Genomic DNA, 15068 nt, shown 5'->3' with positions numbered 1-15068 from the left:
CCACGCCATGACCCGATTCCTCATCAGACGCATCGGCCTCGCCCTCTTCTCCCTGTGGGGCGTCGCGACGATCGTGTTCTTCATCTCGAAGCTGATCCCCGGCGACGTCGCGCGCGTCGCCGCGGGTCGGCTCGCGACACCGGAGCAGGTCGCGCACATCAGAGAGGTGCTCGGGCTCGACCAGCCGCTCATCGTCCAGTACTTCCAGTACCTCGGACGCCTGATCCACGGCGATCTGGGCACGTCCGTCATCACGCACCAGAATGTCGTCGCGGATCTCCGGGCCGTCCTGCCGACGACCGTCCAGCTGGTGGTGCTCGGCATGCTCATCACCGTCGTCATCGCAGCGCCGCTCGGCATCGTCGCGGCCGCCAACGAGGGGAAGGCGGGCGATGTCGCCGGCAGGATCATCATGGTGCTCGCCGGCGGCGTCCCCGTCTTCTGGCTTGCGATCATGATGCGGTGGGTGCTCGGCTCGCTGCTCGGCTGGTTCCCCATCTCGGGCACCAACAGCGTCGGGATGGCGCCGCCCGACGTGACGGGCTTCACCGTCGTCGACTCGTTGCTGTTCGGGAACGTCGGCAACGTCGTCGACTCGGTCGACCACCTGTTCCTGCCGGCTCTGGCGCTCAGCACTCCGTTCATCGCGACGCTGGCGCGCATCATCCGCTCGAACATGATGACCGCGCTGAAGTCGGACTATGTCACCTTCGCCATCTCGAAGGGCGTCCCGCGACGTCGGGTCATCCTGCACCATGCGCTGCGCTCGTGTCTCGGGTCCGTGCTCACGATCTTCGGCATGCAGTTCGGCTGGATGTTCAGCGCCGCGGTACTCGTCGAGGCCGTGTTCGGACTTCCCGGCGTCGGCAGCTACCTGTACCAGGCGATCTTCAATCACGACACGTTCTCGGTGCTCGCGGCCGTGTTCGTGATCGGCGCCGTCTTCGTCATCACCGCGCTCGTGGTCGATCTGTTCCAGATCGTGCTCGATCCGCGCATCCGTCACGCCCAGGTGGGAGCGCCCGCATGAACCACATCGAGCCCGGCATCGCGGTGGGTGGGCCGGCCGGTGCGACACCCGCGGTGCCGTTCGAGCCGGCACCACCGGTGCCGACGTGGACGTCGGCGATCGGGACCGGCCTCGCGCGGCCGATCCGCCGCGTGTTCCACCGGCACACCGCGATGCTCGACAAGCTCGCGTTCGTCCTCGTCGGGACGCTCGTCGTGTTCGCGATCGTCGGCCTCTTCTACCAGCCGTGGGACCCGTTCGACGTGGACACCCGCGCCGCCATGCTGCCGCCGGGCGCCGCGCACTGGCTCGGCACGGACGACGTCGGACGCGACGTGCTGTCCCGCATCCTCGCGGGCGCCGCGCTGACTCTGCTCTCGGCAGCCGCGATCGTCGTCATCTCCGCGGTCATCGGCGTGCTCGTGGCGTGCGTCGCGGCCCTTCTGCCGCGATGGGCGGACGAGATCCTGATGCGCGTCTGCGACATCTTCATGTCGATCCCGTCCCTCGTGCTCGCGCTCGGTCTCGCCGCGGCCCTCGGCCCCTCGATGACGTCGATCATCATCGCGATGGTCGCGGCGTCGTGGCCGAGCACCGCCCGACTCACGCGCGGCATCCTGCGCGAGACCATGGCGTCCTCTTTCGTGGAGGCCGCCCGCATCCTCGGGGTGTCGCGTCTGCGGCTCATGGTCCGTCACGCGCTGCCGAACTCGCTCGACGCCATCTACGTGCAGGCGAGCATGGAGATCTCCGGAACGATCGTCATGATCTCGGGTCTCGCGTTCCTCGGCGTGGGCGCCCCGCCGCCGAGCCCCGACTGGGGGTCGATGATCGCGCAGGGCCAGCAGTACATCACGACCGCCTGGTGGATCTCGCTCTTCCCCGGCATCGCGATCACGATCGGCGCCATCGCGTTCGGACTGGTCGGCGACGCGGTGCGCACCCTCGCCGACCCCGCCTCGAGGAGGTCCTGATGTCCGTGACATCCCCGTCGACGGCTCCGCTGCTGTCGATCGACGCGCTCACTGTCCACGTCCCCGAGAAGGAGCGCATCGGCGGAGGGCTCGGCGACCTGACGCTCGTCGACGACCTCTGCCTCTCGATCCGGCCCGGCGAGCGTGTGGCGCTCGTGGGCGAGTCCGGCTCCGGCAAGTCGATCACCGCCCGCGCCATCCTTCGGCTCGACCCGCACCTCCGCCTGGGCGGCTCGATCGAGTGGGAGGGGCGGGAGCTGATCGGCGCACCGCGCCACGTCATCCGCGCCCTCCGCGGAGCGGAGATCTCGATGATCTTCCAGGACCCGATGACGGCACTCAACCCGGTGCTGACGATCGGCGAGCAGGTGGCCGAGCCGTTGCTCGTGCGCGGCGTCTCCAAGAAGGACGCCTACCAGCGGGCGGCCGAGATGCTCGACGGACTGCGGGTGCCGAAGGCGGCGGAGCGGCTGAAGGCGTACCCGGGCCAGTTCTCCGGCGGCATGCGGCAGCGCGTGGTCATGGCGGCCGCGCTCATCGCCGAGCCGAAGCTGCTGATCGCCGACGAGCCGACGACCGCACTCGACGTGCGCGTGCAGGAGCAGGTGCTCGACCTTCTCGAGGAGCAGTCCCGCGAGCTGAATCTCGCCGTGCTGTTCATCACGCACGACCTGGCGATCGTGGCGGGCCTCGCGCAGCGCGTCGCCGTCATGTTCCGCGGCCGGGTGGTCGAGGAACAGCCGGTCGACGACCTGTTCGCCCGCCCGCAGCACCCGTACACGCGGGGCCTCATCGGCTCCGTGCCGCGGCTGGATGCCGACCCCGCTGTGCGGCTGATGACCGTCGCCGACTATCTGCAGGAAGGAAGCGCCGCATGAACGGCGATGTGCTGCTCCGCGTAGACGGCCTCTCCAAGCGGTTCGGCCGCGGCCGTCGCGCCCATCAAGCCCTGGAGGACGTCACGTTCGAGGTGCGTCAGGGTGAGATCCTCGGGCTCGTGGGCGAGTCCGGCTCGGGCAAGTCCACCATCATCCGCTGCGTCGTCGGGCTCGAGAAGGAGACGTCCGGCTCGATCCGGTACGACGGCATCGACCCGGCGCATCCTCGGCACGGCGAGCTCGAGCGCTACCGGCGCGAGGTCCAGATGGTGTTCCAGGACCCGTACTCGAGCCTCGACCCGCGCATGACGGTGCGACAGATCGTCGAGGAGCCGATGCTCGTCATCGGCGGGTTCTCGGCGCGGGAGCGTCGCGCGCGGGTCGACGAGCTCATGCATACGGTCGGCCTCCTGCCCGAGCACCTCGACCGCAATCCCCGGCATTTCTCCGGCGGTCAGCGCCAGCGCATAGCCATCGTGCGGGCACTGGTCGTCGGTCCCCGCGTGCTGCTGTGCGACGAGCCCGTGTCCGCGTTGGACGTGTCGGTGCAGGCGCAGGTGCTGAACCTCCTCAAGGACATGCAGCGGCAGCTCGATCTCACGGTCCTGTTCGTCTCCCACGACCTCGCGGTGGTCAAGTACCTCTGCTCGCGCATCGTCGTGCTGAACAAGGGCGTGATCGCCGAGGCGGGCAGTGTCGCGGACATCTACGGACACCCGCAGGACGACTACACGAAGGCGCTGCTCGAAGCGGTGCCCGTCCCCGACCCCGGGCAGGAGCGCGCACGGCGCGCCCTGCGCCTCGAGAAGCTGGCGGCGATGTCATGACCCGCATCGGATCGGACGTGAAGTTCCACGACGGTGCGACGCTGCTCGCCGACGACCCGTTCTCGACGCTGGCCGCCGTGCGCGAGCTCGGGTTCGAGGGCATCCTCGTGCGAACGGTGGATGAGGCGTTCCCGACGCTCGACGCGGGAGCCGTGCGGGAGTTCGCACAGGAGGCACGGCGGCACGGGATGTTCGTGCAGCTCGGCCTCGGCAAGGTCAACCCCTACATGACCGCCGAGCTCCCGCGCGTGCGGGACCTCGGCGACGGGAGCTACCTCGACGGCATGGTCCGCATGATCGAGCTGTGCGCCGAGCACGGCTGGACCGAGGCCTGGACCGCGACCGGCGGCTTCAAGCACGACCTTCCGGCGCCGTTCTGCGTCGACCGGTTCCGCACCGACGTCGACTGGAGCGACCAGCTCGTCGCGATCGCACGATTCCTGAGGCTCCTCGCTCCCGCGCTCCGCGCGAACGGCGTGCGGCTGAACCTCGAGACGCACGAGGAGATCACGACCTTCGAGATCCTGCGGCTGATCGACGAGATCGGCGCGGACGTGGTCGGCGTGTGCCTCGACCCCGGCAATCTCATGGTGCGCGGCGAGCCCGTCATGGATGCGGTGCGCCGCGTCGCGCCCTTCACCCACATGACCCACCTCCGCGACGCCGTGCTCGTACGCTCCGAGGAGGGGATCGCGCGCTTCCTGGCCCCCATCGGGGCGGGGGTGACGGACTGGGACGAGCTGGTCGGCATCCTGCTCGCCGCCCAGCCGGAGATCGACCTCGCGATCGAGGGCATCGGGGGGTCGCGGGCGGAGATGACGCTGGACCCTCGAGATGCGTTCTGGCGATCGATGCATCCCGACATGACCGAGTCCGATGTCACCGAGCTGGAGCGGCTCGTCGACCTGTACCCGGCGCAGGCCGACCGCGGCACCGTCGAGTGCGTCGACGTGCTGCGTGCCCGGCCGCCGGCACGCGAGGACTACATCGATTTCCTGCAGCGGTCGCGCGACGCCCTTCGCGCCGCGATCGCCGCCCGACAGCCATCCCTTCTGGAGTACTCGAAATGAATGAAGCATCCGTGATCACCGACCTCTCGACCCTCGCCGACGCCGTCGACTGCGACGTCGTCCTGCCCGGTGAGCCCGGCTACGAGTCGCTGCGCCGCGTGTGGAACGCGGACATCGACCAGCACCCGCTCGCCATCGTCCGCTGCCGCACCGCCCACGACGCCGCTGCCGCCCTGCGGTGGTGCCTGAGCACGCGCACCCCGCTGACCGTCCGCGGCGGCGGTCACAACCTCGCCGGCACCGCCGTCTCCGACGGCTGCGTCATGATCGACACCTCGTTGATGCGCGACGTGACCGTCGACACCGAGAGCCGCACGCTGACGGTGGGGGCGGGATGCCGCTGGGGCGACGTCGACCGCGCCGCCGAGCCATACGACGTGGCGCTTCCCGCCGGCGTCGTCTCGCACACCGGCGTCGCCGGCCTCACGCTCGGCGGCGGCCAGGGATACCTGTCGCGCATGTTCGGCTCGACGGTCGACTTCCTGCGCGAGGTCGAGCTCGTCACCGCCGACGGCGAGATCCGCCGGGTGAACGCCGACAACGAGCCCGAGTTGTTCTGGGCGCTGAAGGGCGCCGGGCACAACTTCGGCATCGCCACGCAGTTCGTGTTCGACTACGTCGACCTGCCCGGCCTCGCCACCGTCCGCCTCGCTCTTTACCCCGCGAAGCACCGCAAGGAGATCCTGCAGCGCTTCCGCGACCTCGCGCCGGCGATGCCCGACAACGTGGGGACCTTCGTCCGCCTGTACCGCGCGCCGGCGTACTGGTCGCAGCTGCCGCGCGAGCAGCGCGGCAGGCCGGTCATCTCGGTCGCCACCGTCACGTACGGCGACCCCGCCGACGAGCCCGAGCTGAGCGCCTCGATGTTCGAGGTCGGCACCCCCATCTACGAGAGCGTGCGCAGCATCCCCCATGTCACGCTGCAGCACGCGACCGACGACGAGTTCCGCTACGGCATCTCGCACTACTGGCGCCATGTGGCCTTCCGCGACCTGCCGGACGAGCTCCTGGACATCGCCATCGCCCACGCGGACGCATACCCTGGCCGCTCGCTCAACTCCAGCGCGTTCATCTCCCACCAGGTGATGTGCCCGTTCGAGCTCATCGCGGGCAAGGTCACGCCGCGCGACCACAGCAACGACTCGACCACCGACATCCATTCCCGCTGGTCCGGCAACATCGGCGCCGACTGGGAGTATGCGGACGAACGCGCCGAGCTCGTCGCCTGGGTGAAGCGGTTCTCGGCTGCGGTCAGCGAGTGGGAGCACGGCACCTACATCAATTTCGCGTCCGAGCACGGCGACGCCGCGTCGGCGCGCGAGATCTACGGCGCGAAGTTCGAGCGACTGGCCCGCGTGAAGGCCGAGTACGACCCCGAGAACGTCTTCGATCACGGGCTGGTCGACCTGGCGCTGGCGAGCTCGGGTACCGACTGGGCGGGGGAATGACCGGATGCTGCGCATCGGCGTAGACAGCACGAAACTCGCAGACTCCCGCGGCGCGCGCGGAGAGGACCTTCTCGCGCGCGCCGCAGAGCTCGGGCTCGAAGGCGTCTTCTTCCGGTCGATCCTGGAGCTCTCCCCGACTCTCGACCGCGGCGAGCTGGAGGCGGCCATGGCGGCCGCGCGCGAGCTCGGCCAGCGCGTCGAGGCCGGCGCGGGCAAGGTCAACCCGTTCGCGACGCCGGAGGCGCCCGGCATCCGGGCCCTCGGCGGCGGCGACTACCTGCGCGCGATGCGGATGATGATCGAGGCCGCCGGGTCGGTGGGGATCACGGAGCTGTGGTCGGCGACCGCGAACTACCAGTTCCGCCTCCGCGGTCTCTCCGCGTTCGACCGATTCCGCACGGACGTCGAATGGGGCGAGCAGCTCGCGGCGACGGAGCGCTTCCTGCATCGGCTCGCACCGATCCTGCGGGACAGCGGCGTCCACCTGAACCTCGAGACGCACGAGGAGATCACGACGTTCGAGCTCGTGCGGCTCGTCGAATCGGTCGGACCCGACGTGCTGGGCATCACGCTCGACACGGCCAACGTGCTCGTGCGCGGGGAGGACCCGACAGCCGCCGCGCGACGCGCAGCTCCGTACGTCCGCTCGACGCACATCCGCGACGCCGCCCTGTTCTTCCGCCCCGACGGCATCGCGCGCATCCTGCAGCCCGTCGGAGAGGGCGTCATCGACTGGGCGCTTCTGCTCGAGCCTCTGCGCGATCACGACCTCATGCTGTCGATCGAGGGCATCGTCGAGGACACCCGTGCCGAGATGACGCTGCAGATCTACGACCGGCGGTGGCAGGACGGGCATCCCGATCTCGACCTCGCCGAGGCGTTCGAGGTCGTCCGGCTCACGAGCTCCTACGAGGCCCGCGTCGCCGCGGGCGACGCTCCGGGCTGGCAGGAGCTGCACGCTCCCGTCGGCGACGGCGAGTCGCTCGACTTCATCCTCCGCAGCGCCCGCGCGCTGCGCGACCTGCTCGCCCGACCGGCGAGCGCACGACCGATCGAGAAGGCAGGAACCCTCGCATGACCGACATACTCACCCCTCTCGCGTACCCGACGCTGAGCCTCGCGGAGCGGGATCGACGCTGGGCCGCGATCCGAGCCATGCTCGTGGAGCAGGGCCTCGACGGCATCGTCGTCTTCGGCACCGGCCGCGACATGGCCGACACCTACCTCACCAACGAGGGCAGGGGAGCCATCACGCTCCTCACTCCGACCGAAGACCCCGCGCTCTTCCTGGGCGACGTCCCGCTCGGCCGGCTGGATGCGCAGGGAGCCCGCTGGGAGCGCTGGGTGACCGACTGGGTGCATGGCGACCCGATCGCGAACCTCGCGGCCACGATCCGCGACCGGGGCCTGGCGACCGCGCGCGTCGGTGTCGTCGGGCTCACCGGCCGATTCGTCGGCGAAGGCTCGGGCACGATCTCGTACACGACCTGGACGCGCGTGCTCGACCTGCTCCCCCGCGTGGAGTGGGTCGACGTCGCCGGGGTCTACGAGTCGATCGCCATCGTCAAGAGCCGCGAGGAGCAGGTGCTGCTGCGAAAGGCGGCATCCCTCGGCGAGGACGCGTGCCGCGCCTTCGTCGAGACCGCACGAGCGGGCGGCAACGAGCACGAGGTGTCTGCCGCCGCGTTCCAGGCGATCATCGCCGGGGGCGGCTGGGTGCGCGCGCCCTTCCTGCTCGAGCGCGCCGGCGCGAGCATGTTCGCGTGGGGTGTGCCCGAGTGGTTCGAGATGGGCGGCGCACCCCATGTCCTCCAGCAGGGCGACACGATCGCCGCCGAGATCTTCGCGTTCTACGGGGGTCAGGAGTCGCAGCAGCAGATCGACGTCTCCGTCGGCGAGCCCGGCGCGCTGCTGCGCGAGCTCGAGCAGGTCTGCGTCGACTCCTACCAGGCGGGGCTCTCGGCGCTGAAGCCGGGGATGCGGTTCTCCGAGCTCGCCGAGATCATGGAGCAGCCCCTGCACCGCTCGCGCACGTGGAACACCGGCCCGATGGTCCAGACCGTGTCGCCGATCTACAACAGCGCGACCCGGCTGCACCCGGAGGTCGACCCGGCGCTCGCGCACCTCGACCGCCTGCCGATCGGCGTGGGCCTCGACGGCGACTTCACCATCGAGGTCGGCCACGCGTTCGCGTTCGAGCCGAACGCCCTGCGCGACGGCCAGCGCGTCTGCGTCGGCGGCACCGTGCTGCTGACCGAGAACGGTCCCGAGGAGCTCAACGACATCCCGAACCGTCTCAACGTCATCTGACGCCCGCCCGCAGCCGCCGTGGCCGCTCTCGTCAATCGGCGAGGGCGGCCACGGCGTCTCCGATCGATCGGAGGATCGTCTGGTCGTACTCCGACCGCGGCCCGGGGATGTAGCGCACGCCCCGGAGGTCGCCGCCCGCGAAGGGGAACGACCGGTGATGCTCGTAGAGGTTCCAGTCGACGGGTCCGCCGTAGTCGTACCCCACGCTGATGCCCGTGAACGGTGCCATCCCGAGAAGCATCGGCACCGCGTCGATCAGCGCCTCGACGACTCCGTCGACCTCTGCCGTGAGCTGCCATCGCAGCTCGGGCAGCTCGTCGGCGCGCAGCACGATCCGGTGCGCGCCCGGTGCCGGCATCCGTCCCCGCGCCCGACGCATGGCCCCGTACGCGTTGTAGGAGACGAGCAGTCCCCGGCGGTCGATCGCAACGAGATAGCCGCCGCCCTGGTCGCCGTGGGCGACGAGCACGCCGGCGGGGTCCGCCCCCACCACGATGTCGATCTCGACGACGAACGAGCGCAGCACCGTCAGCGCGGCCGACCGGAAGCGCTCGAGCGGCGGCCGGAACGGCGGCAGATCCACCGGTCGCGCCAATCGTGCCTCCGTCGCCGGACGGGTCGCGTGCAGGGTGCCGTCGTCGTCCAGCGGGAACACCGTGTTCCGCCAGGCCTCGACACGCCACCGCTCGGCGAGCTCGGCGGCGAGACCGGGCAGTTCCGCCGCCACGTCCTGCGTCTCGGTCGGATCGGCGACGAGGTCGTACACCTCCCACGTGCCGCCCGCGGCCCCCTCCCATTTCCGCGGCGGTGGCGCGACGGCCTTGAAGCCGTCGAGCACCATCGCCCGTCGCCCGACGCACTCGAAGTACTGCGCCTCGCGTCCCGGCGCGCGAGGATCGGCCAGGACGGCGGCCAGGCTGCGGCCGTCCGGTTCCTGGGCGGGCGCGCCGTCGCGAGTGGCGAGCGGCGGCACCCCCGCGAGGTCGAGGATCGTCGGCGCGAGATCGGCCACGAAGACGAACTGATCCCGGATGCCGGGAGCCCGGCCTTGCGCGACGGCTGCCGGCCACGCGACGACGAGCGGTGCGTGCACGCCACCCTCGTAAACGGAGGACTTGAACGAGCGGAACGGCGTGTTGGACACCCGCGCCCACCCCGTCGGGTACTGGCTGAACAGCCGCGGTCCGCCGATGTCGTCGATCGGGCGCGGGACGTCGCCGACCCAGTCGTCGGGCAGCTCGCCGTGCTGGCCGAACTGCGCGAAGTAGCTGCGGGTGCCGGCCGGGCCGCCCTCGGCGGTGCCGCCGTTGTCGCTGAGCACGAGGATGATCGTGTTGTCCCGCTCCCCCAGCCGGTCGAGGTGGTCGAGGATCCGGCCGAGGCTCTGGTCGATCTCGTCGACGGCGGCGGCGTACACCTCCATATGGCGTGCGAACAGCGCGCGCTCGTCGGCGGTGAGGTCGTCCCAGTGCGGGATGCGGTCGCCGTCGGCGATCGCATCCGGCGGGAGGACCGCGTCCGCGGCCAGGATGCCGTGCTCGACCTGCCGCGCGAAGCGCTCGTCGCGCAGCCGGTTCCATCCGGCTTCGTATCGTCCGCGGTACTTGCGGATGTCCGCATCCTTCGCCTGGATCGGCCCGTGCACGGAGGTGTGCGCGTAATAGAGAAGGAACGGCTTGTCCGCGTCGTTGGCCCGCAGCTCGTCGATCATCGCGAGCGCCTGGTCGGTGAGGTCGTCTGTGAGGAAGTACCCGTCCGGGAACTCGCGCACGTCGACGACCGAGTTGTCCCGCACGAGACGGTGCGGGTGATGCAGCGAGGTGAAGCCGTCCATGCTCCCGTAATAGCGATCGAAGCCGCGCTGCAACGGCCAGGACGACTTGTCGGCCGCGTCGTGCAGACGTGATTCGAGGGTGAGGTGCCACTTGCCGACGTGGAAGGTCGCGTACCCGCCGGCGCGAAGCGACTCGGCGAGCGTCGGCGCATCCGCGGGCAGTTCGCATGTGAACCCGGGGTACCCGGGGTCGGTGTGCGCGACGAACCCGAAGCCCGCACGGTGCGGGTTGAGCCCGGTCAGCAGGGATGCGCGCGACGGCGAGCACATCGGCGCCGTGCGGTAGTTCGTGAACACCCAGCCCGTCTCCGCGAGCCGATCGATGTGGGGTGTGTCGATCTCACCGCCGAAGGGTCCGAGATCGCTGAACCCCAGGTCGTCGATGAGCATGACGACCACGTTCGGCGCGCCGGCGGGCGCGGTCGACCGCTCCGGCCACCACGGCATGGAGTCCGAGACGAACTCCTCGGCGCGGCCGCCGAACCCCTCGTACCCCCGTCGCTCGGCCACGTCAGTGCGCCCTCCGGATGAGCTCCAGGATCTCGGTGCGCAGCTCGGCGAACTCGGGGAGCGCACGCGTGCGCAGCTGGTCGCGGTCGGTGAAGTCGATGTCGAGGGTGCGGGTGACCCGCGCCGGACGCTCGCCGAGCACGATGACCCGGTCGGAGAGGTACACCGCCTCGTCGATGTCGTGGGTGACCACCACGATCGTCATTCCGAACTCGTCGCGGATCTTGAGGCACAGGTCTTCGAGCTCGAACCGCGTCTGGGCGTCCACGGACGCGAACGGCTCGTCCATGACGAGCACCTCGGGCCGATAGGCGATGGCTCGCGCGATCGCCACGCGCTGCTGCATCCCGCCGGAGAGCTGCCACGGATACTTCGCCTCCGCGCCCGTCAGGCCGACCGCGGCCAGCGCAGCCGAGATGCGGTCCTCGCGCTCGCCCTTCGGCAGGTGCAGGTGCTTCAGCGGCAGCCGCACGTTCTTCTCGACGGTGAGCCACGGCATGAGCGACCGGGTGTACTCCTGGAAGACGAGCGCCATCTCCTTCGGCGGGCCGTCGATCGGACGTCCGTCGATCATCGCCACCCCGGACGAGAGCCCCTGCAGGCCGGTGAGGCACTTCAGCAGTGTGGTCTTGCCGATGCCGGACGGGCCGACGATGCAGGCGACCTCGCCGACGCGGACGTCGAAGGTGAGGTCCGCGATGACCGGGACGGAGCCCTTCTTCGTGTCGTACGTCTTGGCGAGACCCTGGACGTTGAGCCGGACGGGGGCCTCGGTGGCGGTCTGGGCGATCATGAGTTCTTCTCCTGCTGTTGCGAGGCGATGTACCAGCGCAGCACCCGGCGCCGGAAGAGGGTGAACAGGGCGGTCGAGACGTACCCGAGGATGCCGAGCACGATGATCCCCACCCACATGTCGGTGATGGCGAACGACTGCTGCGCGAGCAGCGTCGCGGCGCCCAGTCCCGTGGACGACCCGAGCATCTCGCTGGCGATCATGACGACGAACGCCGTCATGAGGCTCACCTGCATGCCCGACAGGATGCGGGGGCTCGCCGCCGGCAGCGTCACCGAGAACAGCCGGTCGGCCCGGCCGAGCCGGTACACGCGCGACACCATGCCGAGGGTCGGCTCGGTCGCGCGGATGCCGTCCATGGTCGAGATCAGCACCGGGAAGACGGCGGCGATCGTGATCGACAGGATGCGCGTCTCGTTGCCGAACCCGATCAGCGAGACGAAGATCGGCACGAGCGCCACCGGCGGGATGGCCCGGAAGAAGTGGACCGTCGGCTCGACGAACCATGCGAGGCCGCGGACGAGGCCGAGAGCCGCCCCCAGCACGACGCCGATGACGCAGGCGAGGACGAACGACAGCACGAGGTTGCCCACCGACGAGCCCACATCGCGGAGGAAGGCCGGCGTCGGCGCGAGCTCCACCAGCCGCGCGAGGATGGACTGCAACGGCGGGAAGAACGGGTTGGTCGAGTCGGCCGACGCGACCCACCACCAGGCGACCAGCAGCACCGGGACCACGATCTCGGCGGCCACCAGCACCCATCGCGGCGTTGCGCGGCCAGCGTGCCGGCGGGCGACGGCGGTGCGCGACGGGATCGACGAGGTGAGGGTCATCAGACGACCGCCTTCCGGTACTGCGGGTGCCAGCTGAGCAGGCGACGCTCGCCCCACTGGCTGAGCCCCTGGATGACGAGGCCGAGGATGCCGAGGATCAGCACGTATCCGAACAGGTCGTCTCGGTTGCCGCCGATCTGGGCGAGCAGAAGGCTCTGGCCGAGCCCGGGGCCGCCGCCGAGGAGGCCGGCGACCACCGCGATGATGAGGGCGGTCGGCGCCGCGACGCGCACCGCCGTGCCGATGTACGGGAGTGCGCTGGGCACGACGATCCGCCACACCGTCTCGCCACGCCCCATGCCGTACGAGCGCGCGGTCGCCCGCGCGACGGGATCCGTGTCGAAGACGCCCGCGGCCGCCTGAACGGCGATGGCGACGAAGCTTCCGAAGAACACCAGGAAGACCCCCATCCCCGCCGTCGGGCCGAGCACCAGGACCACGATCGGGAGGATCACGATCGGCGGAATGGGCTTCAGGAACTCCAGCGGCACCCGCGTCGCATGCATCGCCAGGGGGGATGTGCCGATCCCGACGCCGAGGGGCACTCCGACGAGGATCGCGATCACGAGCCCCCCGAGCGCCATCGCCACCGTCACCGCCGTCGCCTGCCACATCGCCGACGTCGTGGTCAGCTGGAGCATCGCGGCGATCGCACTCGTCGCCGAGGGCAGCGGCGACCCGGCCAGGGGGCCCACCGTGGCGGCGATCTGCCAGACGCAGAGCGCCGCCACGACGCCGGCCGCGCCGATCCCGTACTGCAGCAGACGGGTGCGCATCGTCAGTCCGAGACGATCACGCCGTCGAGGGCGACGGCCTTGGGCAGGAAGCCGAGCTGCACCATGCTGTCGTCGACGCGCTGCAGGTCCGCCGCAGCCACCTTCGTCGGCCAGTAGGGGGTGATCACCTGATCGGCGGCCAGCGTCGACTTGGTATACGCGAGACCGGCCTTGATCGCCTCCTGGGGGTGGGCGTCGGCGTACGCGTTGGTCTTCGCGATGGCACGCTGGAAGGCCGCGATCACGGACTTCTTCGCTGCGACCGTCGAGGTGCCGCTGGTCCACAGACCGACGGCGCCGTCCTGGAAGAACCCGATCGAGGGCGCCGAGATCTGCCTCGCTCCCTCGGCCTTGGCCTGCGCGGTGAAGGGGCTGACCAGGCCCGCCGCATCCACCGTCCCGCTCTTGAGCGCGGCGACGGCGGAGGTGAAGTCGAGGACGACCCAGTTGACGCCCGTCGACGGATCGATGCCCGCCTTCTTGAGCGCCTGGGCGATCACGACCTCCATCTGCGCCTTGCGGGCGGGGACGGCGATCGTCTTGCCTTTGAGCTCGGCGACGGAGGTGACGCCGCTCTTCGCGCTCGCGAACAGTCCGGTGTCGTCGGACTGGGCCGGGTCCGAGCCCTGCGCAGCGCCCGGCGCATAGCCGTCGGCGGCGCCCACCACCTTCAGCTGGACGCCGTGGCTGAGCGCGTTCAGGAGCGGGATGCTGGGCGCGTACGCGATGTCGACCTGACCGCTCTGCACGGCGGCCAGGCCGGCGGGCGGGTTGGCGACGATGGATGTCTCGATCTTGAGCCCCTCATCCGCGAAGAAGCCCTTCTCGATGCCGGTCATGAGCCCGCCGTCGGACGTGAGACCGATGGTCGCCACCTTCAGCGTGGTGAGGCCGCCGACGCCGGGGGTCGACGAGGAGGTGCCGCCGCTGGAGCAGGCGGCGAGCGAGGCCGCCGCAGTGGCGACGGCGAGCGCCGCGATCAGGCGGCGGGGTCGAAGCAAACGGTTCATGTTGAGTCTTCCTTGACGGGTTCGGACACCGTTTAATCACCAGGTGGTGTTTTTAAACGATACGACGTAACCTTATTTCAGGCAATAGCTGACCGACTTTTTTCTGACCACATGGTTACGAAAGAGTCTGGACTTAGGATCGAACCGGACGGGAGCAGGGATGCCGAAGATCGTCGACCACGACGAGCGCCGCACGCATATCGCGGACGCTGCGATGAAGGTCATCATCCGGGTCGGGTTCGACCGCGTCACCATGCGCGAGATCGCCACCGAGGCCGGCTATGCCCACGGCGCGATCGCCCGCTATTTCCCCGACAAGAAGAGCCTGCTCACCGCGGCGTTCCTGCGGTCGTATCAGATCACCAACGACCGGATCACCGAACGGACCCGGGGCGTGCGCGGACTCCACGGCCTGCGTCAGATGTGCGAGGAGATCCTGCCGTTCGGCGAGGCCGGCCCCCTGCACGCGCGTCTGGTGATCTCGTTCTGGGACCACGCCTCGCAGGACGACGAGGTGCGCGCGATCCACCGCGTGAACAACATGCGCTGGCGCGACATGTTCCGTCGCTTCCTCATCGAGGCTCGCGAGGACGGCGAGCTCGCCGACGACGTGGACATCGACACGGCCGTCGGCGAGGTGGCGTCCCGCAACGCGGGATGGCAGATGATCTCGGTGCTGCTGCCCGACGTCGCAGGCGACGGGCGCATCGCCCGTGGACTCGACGCCCTGCTCGACGGCTTCCGAGTGCCGGTCCGTCACTGAGGCGAGCCAGAGCCGGTGGAGCGACGCGCCCAC

The 15068-nt window shown here is 70.0% G+C and carries 14 protein-coding genes; 9 read left to right on the top strand and 5 right to left on the bottom strand.

Annotated features, from left to right (window positions below; translation table 11 throughout):
- Nucleotides 1–7 precede the first annotated feature (7 nt).
- Genes SM116_RS05360 through SM116_RS05325 form a run of 8 tightly spaced genes read left to right on the top strand, consistent with a single transcriptional unit; the run spans nt 8 to nt 8516 of the window.
- Nucleotides 8–1030, top strand: coding sequence for an ABC transporter permease (locus SM116_RS05360; RefSeq protein WP_320943425.1), 1023 nt, complete (start codon nt 8–10; stop codon nt 1028–1030).
- Nucleotides 1027–1983 carry an ABC transporter permease gene (locus SM116_RS05355; RefSeq protein WP_320943424.1) on the top strand — a complete coding sequence of 319 codons (957 nt, stop codon included), beginning with the start codon at nt 1027–1029 and terminating at the stop codon, nt 1981–1983. Before SM116_RS05360 ends, SM116_RS05355 begins: the two co-directional genes overlap by 4 nt.
- Nucleotides 1983–2861 (top strand): ABC transporter ATP-binding protein, encoded by an 879-nt coding sequence (locus SM116_RS05350; protein ID WP_320943423.1) that lies wholly within the window; start codon nt 1983–1985, stop codon nt 2859–2861. Before SM116_RS05355 ends, SM116_RS05350 begins: the two co-directional genes overlap by 1 nt.
- Nucleotides 2858–3688 carry an ATP-binding cassette domain-containing protein gene (locus SM116_RS05345; RefSeq protein WP_320943422.1) on the top strand — a complete coding sequence of 277 codons (831 nt, stop codon included), beginning with the start codon at nt 2858–2860 and terminating at the stop codon, nt 3686–3688. Before SM116_RS05350 ends, SM116_RS05345 begins: the two co-directional genes overlap by 4 nt.
- On the top strand, nt 3685–4758 hold the full coding sequence (locus SM116_RS05340; protein WP_320943421.1) for a sugar phosphate isomerase/epimerase family protein: 1074 nt from the start codon (nt 3685–3687) through the stop codon (nt 4756–4758). The genes SM116_RS05345 and SM116_RS05340 overlap by 4 nt, the downstream gene beginning before the upstream one ends.
- Nucleotides 4755–6206, top strand: coding sequence for an FAD-binding oxidoreductase (locus SM116_RS05335; RefSeq protein WP_320943420.1), 1452 nt, complete (start codon nt 4755–4757; stop codon nt 6204–6206). Before SM116_RS05340 ends, SM116_RS05335 begins: the two co-directional genes overlap by 4 nt.
- A gap of 4 nt (nt 6207–6210) precedes the next feature.
- On the top strand, nt 6211–7284 hold the full coding sequence (locus SM116_RS05330; protein WP_320943419.1) for a sugar phosphate isomerase/epimerase family protein: 1074 nt from the start codon (nt 6211–6213) through the stop codon (nt 7282–7284).
- Nucleotides 7281–8516: a M24 family metallopeptidase gene (locus SM116_RS05325; RefSeq protein ID WP_320943418.1), complete on the top strand. Its 1236-nt coding sequence runs from the start codon at nt 7281–7283 to the stop codon at nt 8514–8516. Before SM116_RS05330 ends, SM116_RS05325 begins: the two co-directional genes overlap by 4 nt.
- A gap of 31 nt (nt 8517–8547) precedes the next feature.
- On the opposite strand, the gene SM116_RS05320 is transcribed toward SM116_RS05325, so the two are convergent.
- From SM116_RS05320 to SM116_RS05300, 5 genes are read right to left on the bottom strand one after another with little or no spacing between them, the layout of a single operon-like run.
- The gene (locus SM116_RS05320; RefSeq protein WP_320943417.1) at nt 8548–10860 is read right to left on the bottom strand and encodes an arylsulfatase; all 2313 of its coding nucleotides are present in this window, start codon (nt 10858–10860) and stop codon (nt 8548–8550) included.
- A gap of 1 nt (nt 10861) precedes the next feature.
- Complete coding sequence (locus tag SM116_RS05315; protein ID WP_320943416.1) at nt 10862–11653, bottom strand: ABC transporter ATP-binding protein; 792 nt, start codon at nt 11651–11653, stop codon at nt 10862–10864.
- Nucleotides 11650–12486, bottom strand: coding sequence for an ABC transporter permease (locus SM116_RS05310; RefSeq protein ID WP_320943415.1), 837 nt, complete (start codon nt 12484–12486; stop codon nt 11650–11652). Before SM116_RS05310 ends, SM116_RS05315 begins: the two co-directional genes overlap by 4 nt.
- On the bottom strand, nt 12486–13262 hold the full coding sequence (locus tag SM116_RS05305) for an ABC transporter permease (RefSeq protein WP_320943414.1): 777 nt from the start codon (nt 13260–13262) through the stop codon (nt 12486–12488). Before SM116_RS05305 ends, SM116_RS05310 begins: the two co-directional genes overlap by 1 nt.
- A gap of 2 nt (nt 13263–13264) precedes the next feature.
- On the bottom strand, nt 13265–14272 hold the full coding sequence (locus SM116_RS05300) for an ABC transporter substrate-binding protein (RefSeq protein WP_320943413.1): 1008 nt from the start codon (nt 14270–14272) through the stop codon (nt 13265–13267).
- Between the two features lie 160 nt (nt 14273–14432).
- Between SM116_RS05300 and SM116_RS05295 the strand changes: the two genes are divergently transcribed.
- Nucleotides 14433–15035, top strand: coding sequence for a TetR/AcrR family transcriptional regulator (locus SM116_RS05295; RefSeq protein ID WP_320943412.1), 603 nt, complete (start codon nt 14433–14435; stop codon nt 15033–15035).
- Nucleotides 15036–15068: the final 33 nt, after the last annotated feature.

The organism is Microbacterium rhizosphaerae, from assembly GCF_034120055.1.
Classification (GTDB): domain Bacteria; phylum Actinomycetota; class Actinomycetes; order Actinomycetales; family Microbacteriaceae; genus Microbacterium; species Microbacterium rhizosphaerae.
This window is presented reverse-complemented; position numbering and strand designations above follow the sequence as displayed.

Coding starts and splice junctions, on each gene's coding strand:
- SM116_RS05305 (WP_320943414.1), bottom strand. CDS start 13,262: ATGCGCACCCGTCTGCTGCAGTACGGGATCGGCGCGGCCGGCGTCGTG.
- SM116_RS05335 (WP_320943420.1), top strand. CDS start 4,755: ATGAATGAAGCATCCGTGATCACCGACCTCTCGACCCTCGCCGACGCC.
- SM116_RS05310 (WP_320943415.1), bottom strand. CDS start 12,486: ATGACCCTCACCTCGTCGATCCCGTCGCGCACCGCCGTCGCCCGCCGG.
- SM116_RS05295 (WP_320943412.1), top strand. CDS start 14,433: ATGCCGAAGATCGTCGACCACGACGAGCGCCGCACGCATATCGCGGAC.
- SM116_RS05350 (WP_320943423.1), top strand. CDS start 1,983: ATGTCCGTGACATCCCCGTCGACGGCTCCGCTGCTGTCGATCGACGCG.
- SM116_RS05315 (WP_320943416.1), bottom strand. CDS start 11,653: ATGATCGCCCAGACCGCCACCGAGGCCCCCGTCCGGCTCAACGTCCAG.
- SM116_RS05345 (WP_320943422.1), top strand. CDS start 2,858: ATGAACGGCGATGTGCTGCTCCGCGTAGACGGCCTCTCCAAGCGGTTC.
- SM116_RS05360 (WP_320943425.1), top strand. CDS start 8: ATGACCCGATTCCTCATCAGACGCATCGGCCTCGCCCTCTTCTCCCTG.
- SM116_RS05300 (WP_320943413.1), bottom strand. CDS start 14,272: ATGAACCGTTTGCTTCGACCCCGCCGCCTGATCGCGGCGCTCGCCGTC.
- SM116_RS05340 (WP_320943421.1), top strand. CDS start 3,685: ATGACCCGCATCGGATCGGACGTGAAGTTCCACGACGGTGCGACGCTG.
- SM116_RS05325 (WP_320943418.1), top strand. CDS start 7,281: ATGACCGACATACTCACCCCTCTCGCGTACCCGACGCTGAGCCTCGCG.
- SM116_RS05355 (WP_320943424.1), top strand. CDS start 1,027: ATGAACCACATCGAGCCCGGCATCGCGGTGGGTGGGCCGGCCGGTGCG.
- SM116_RS05330 (WP_320943419.1), top strand. CDS start 6,211: ATGCTGCGCATCGGCGTAGACAGCACGAAACTCGCAGACTCCCGCGGC.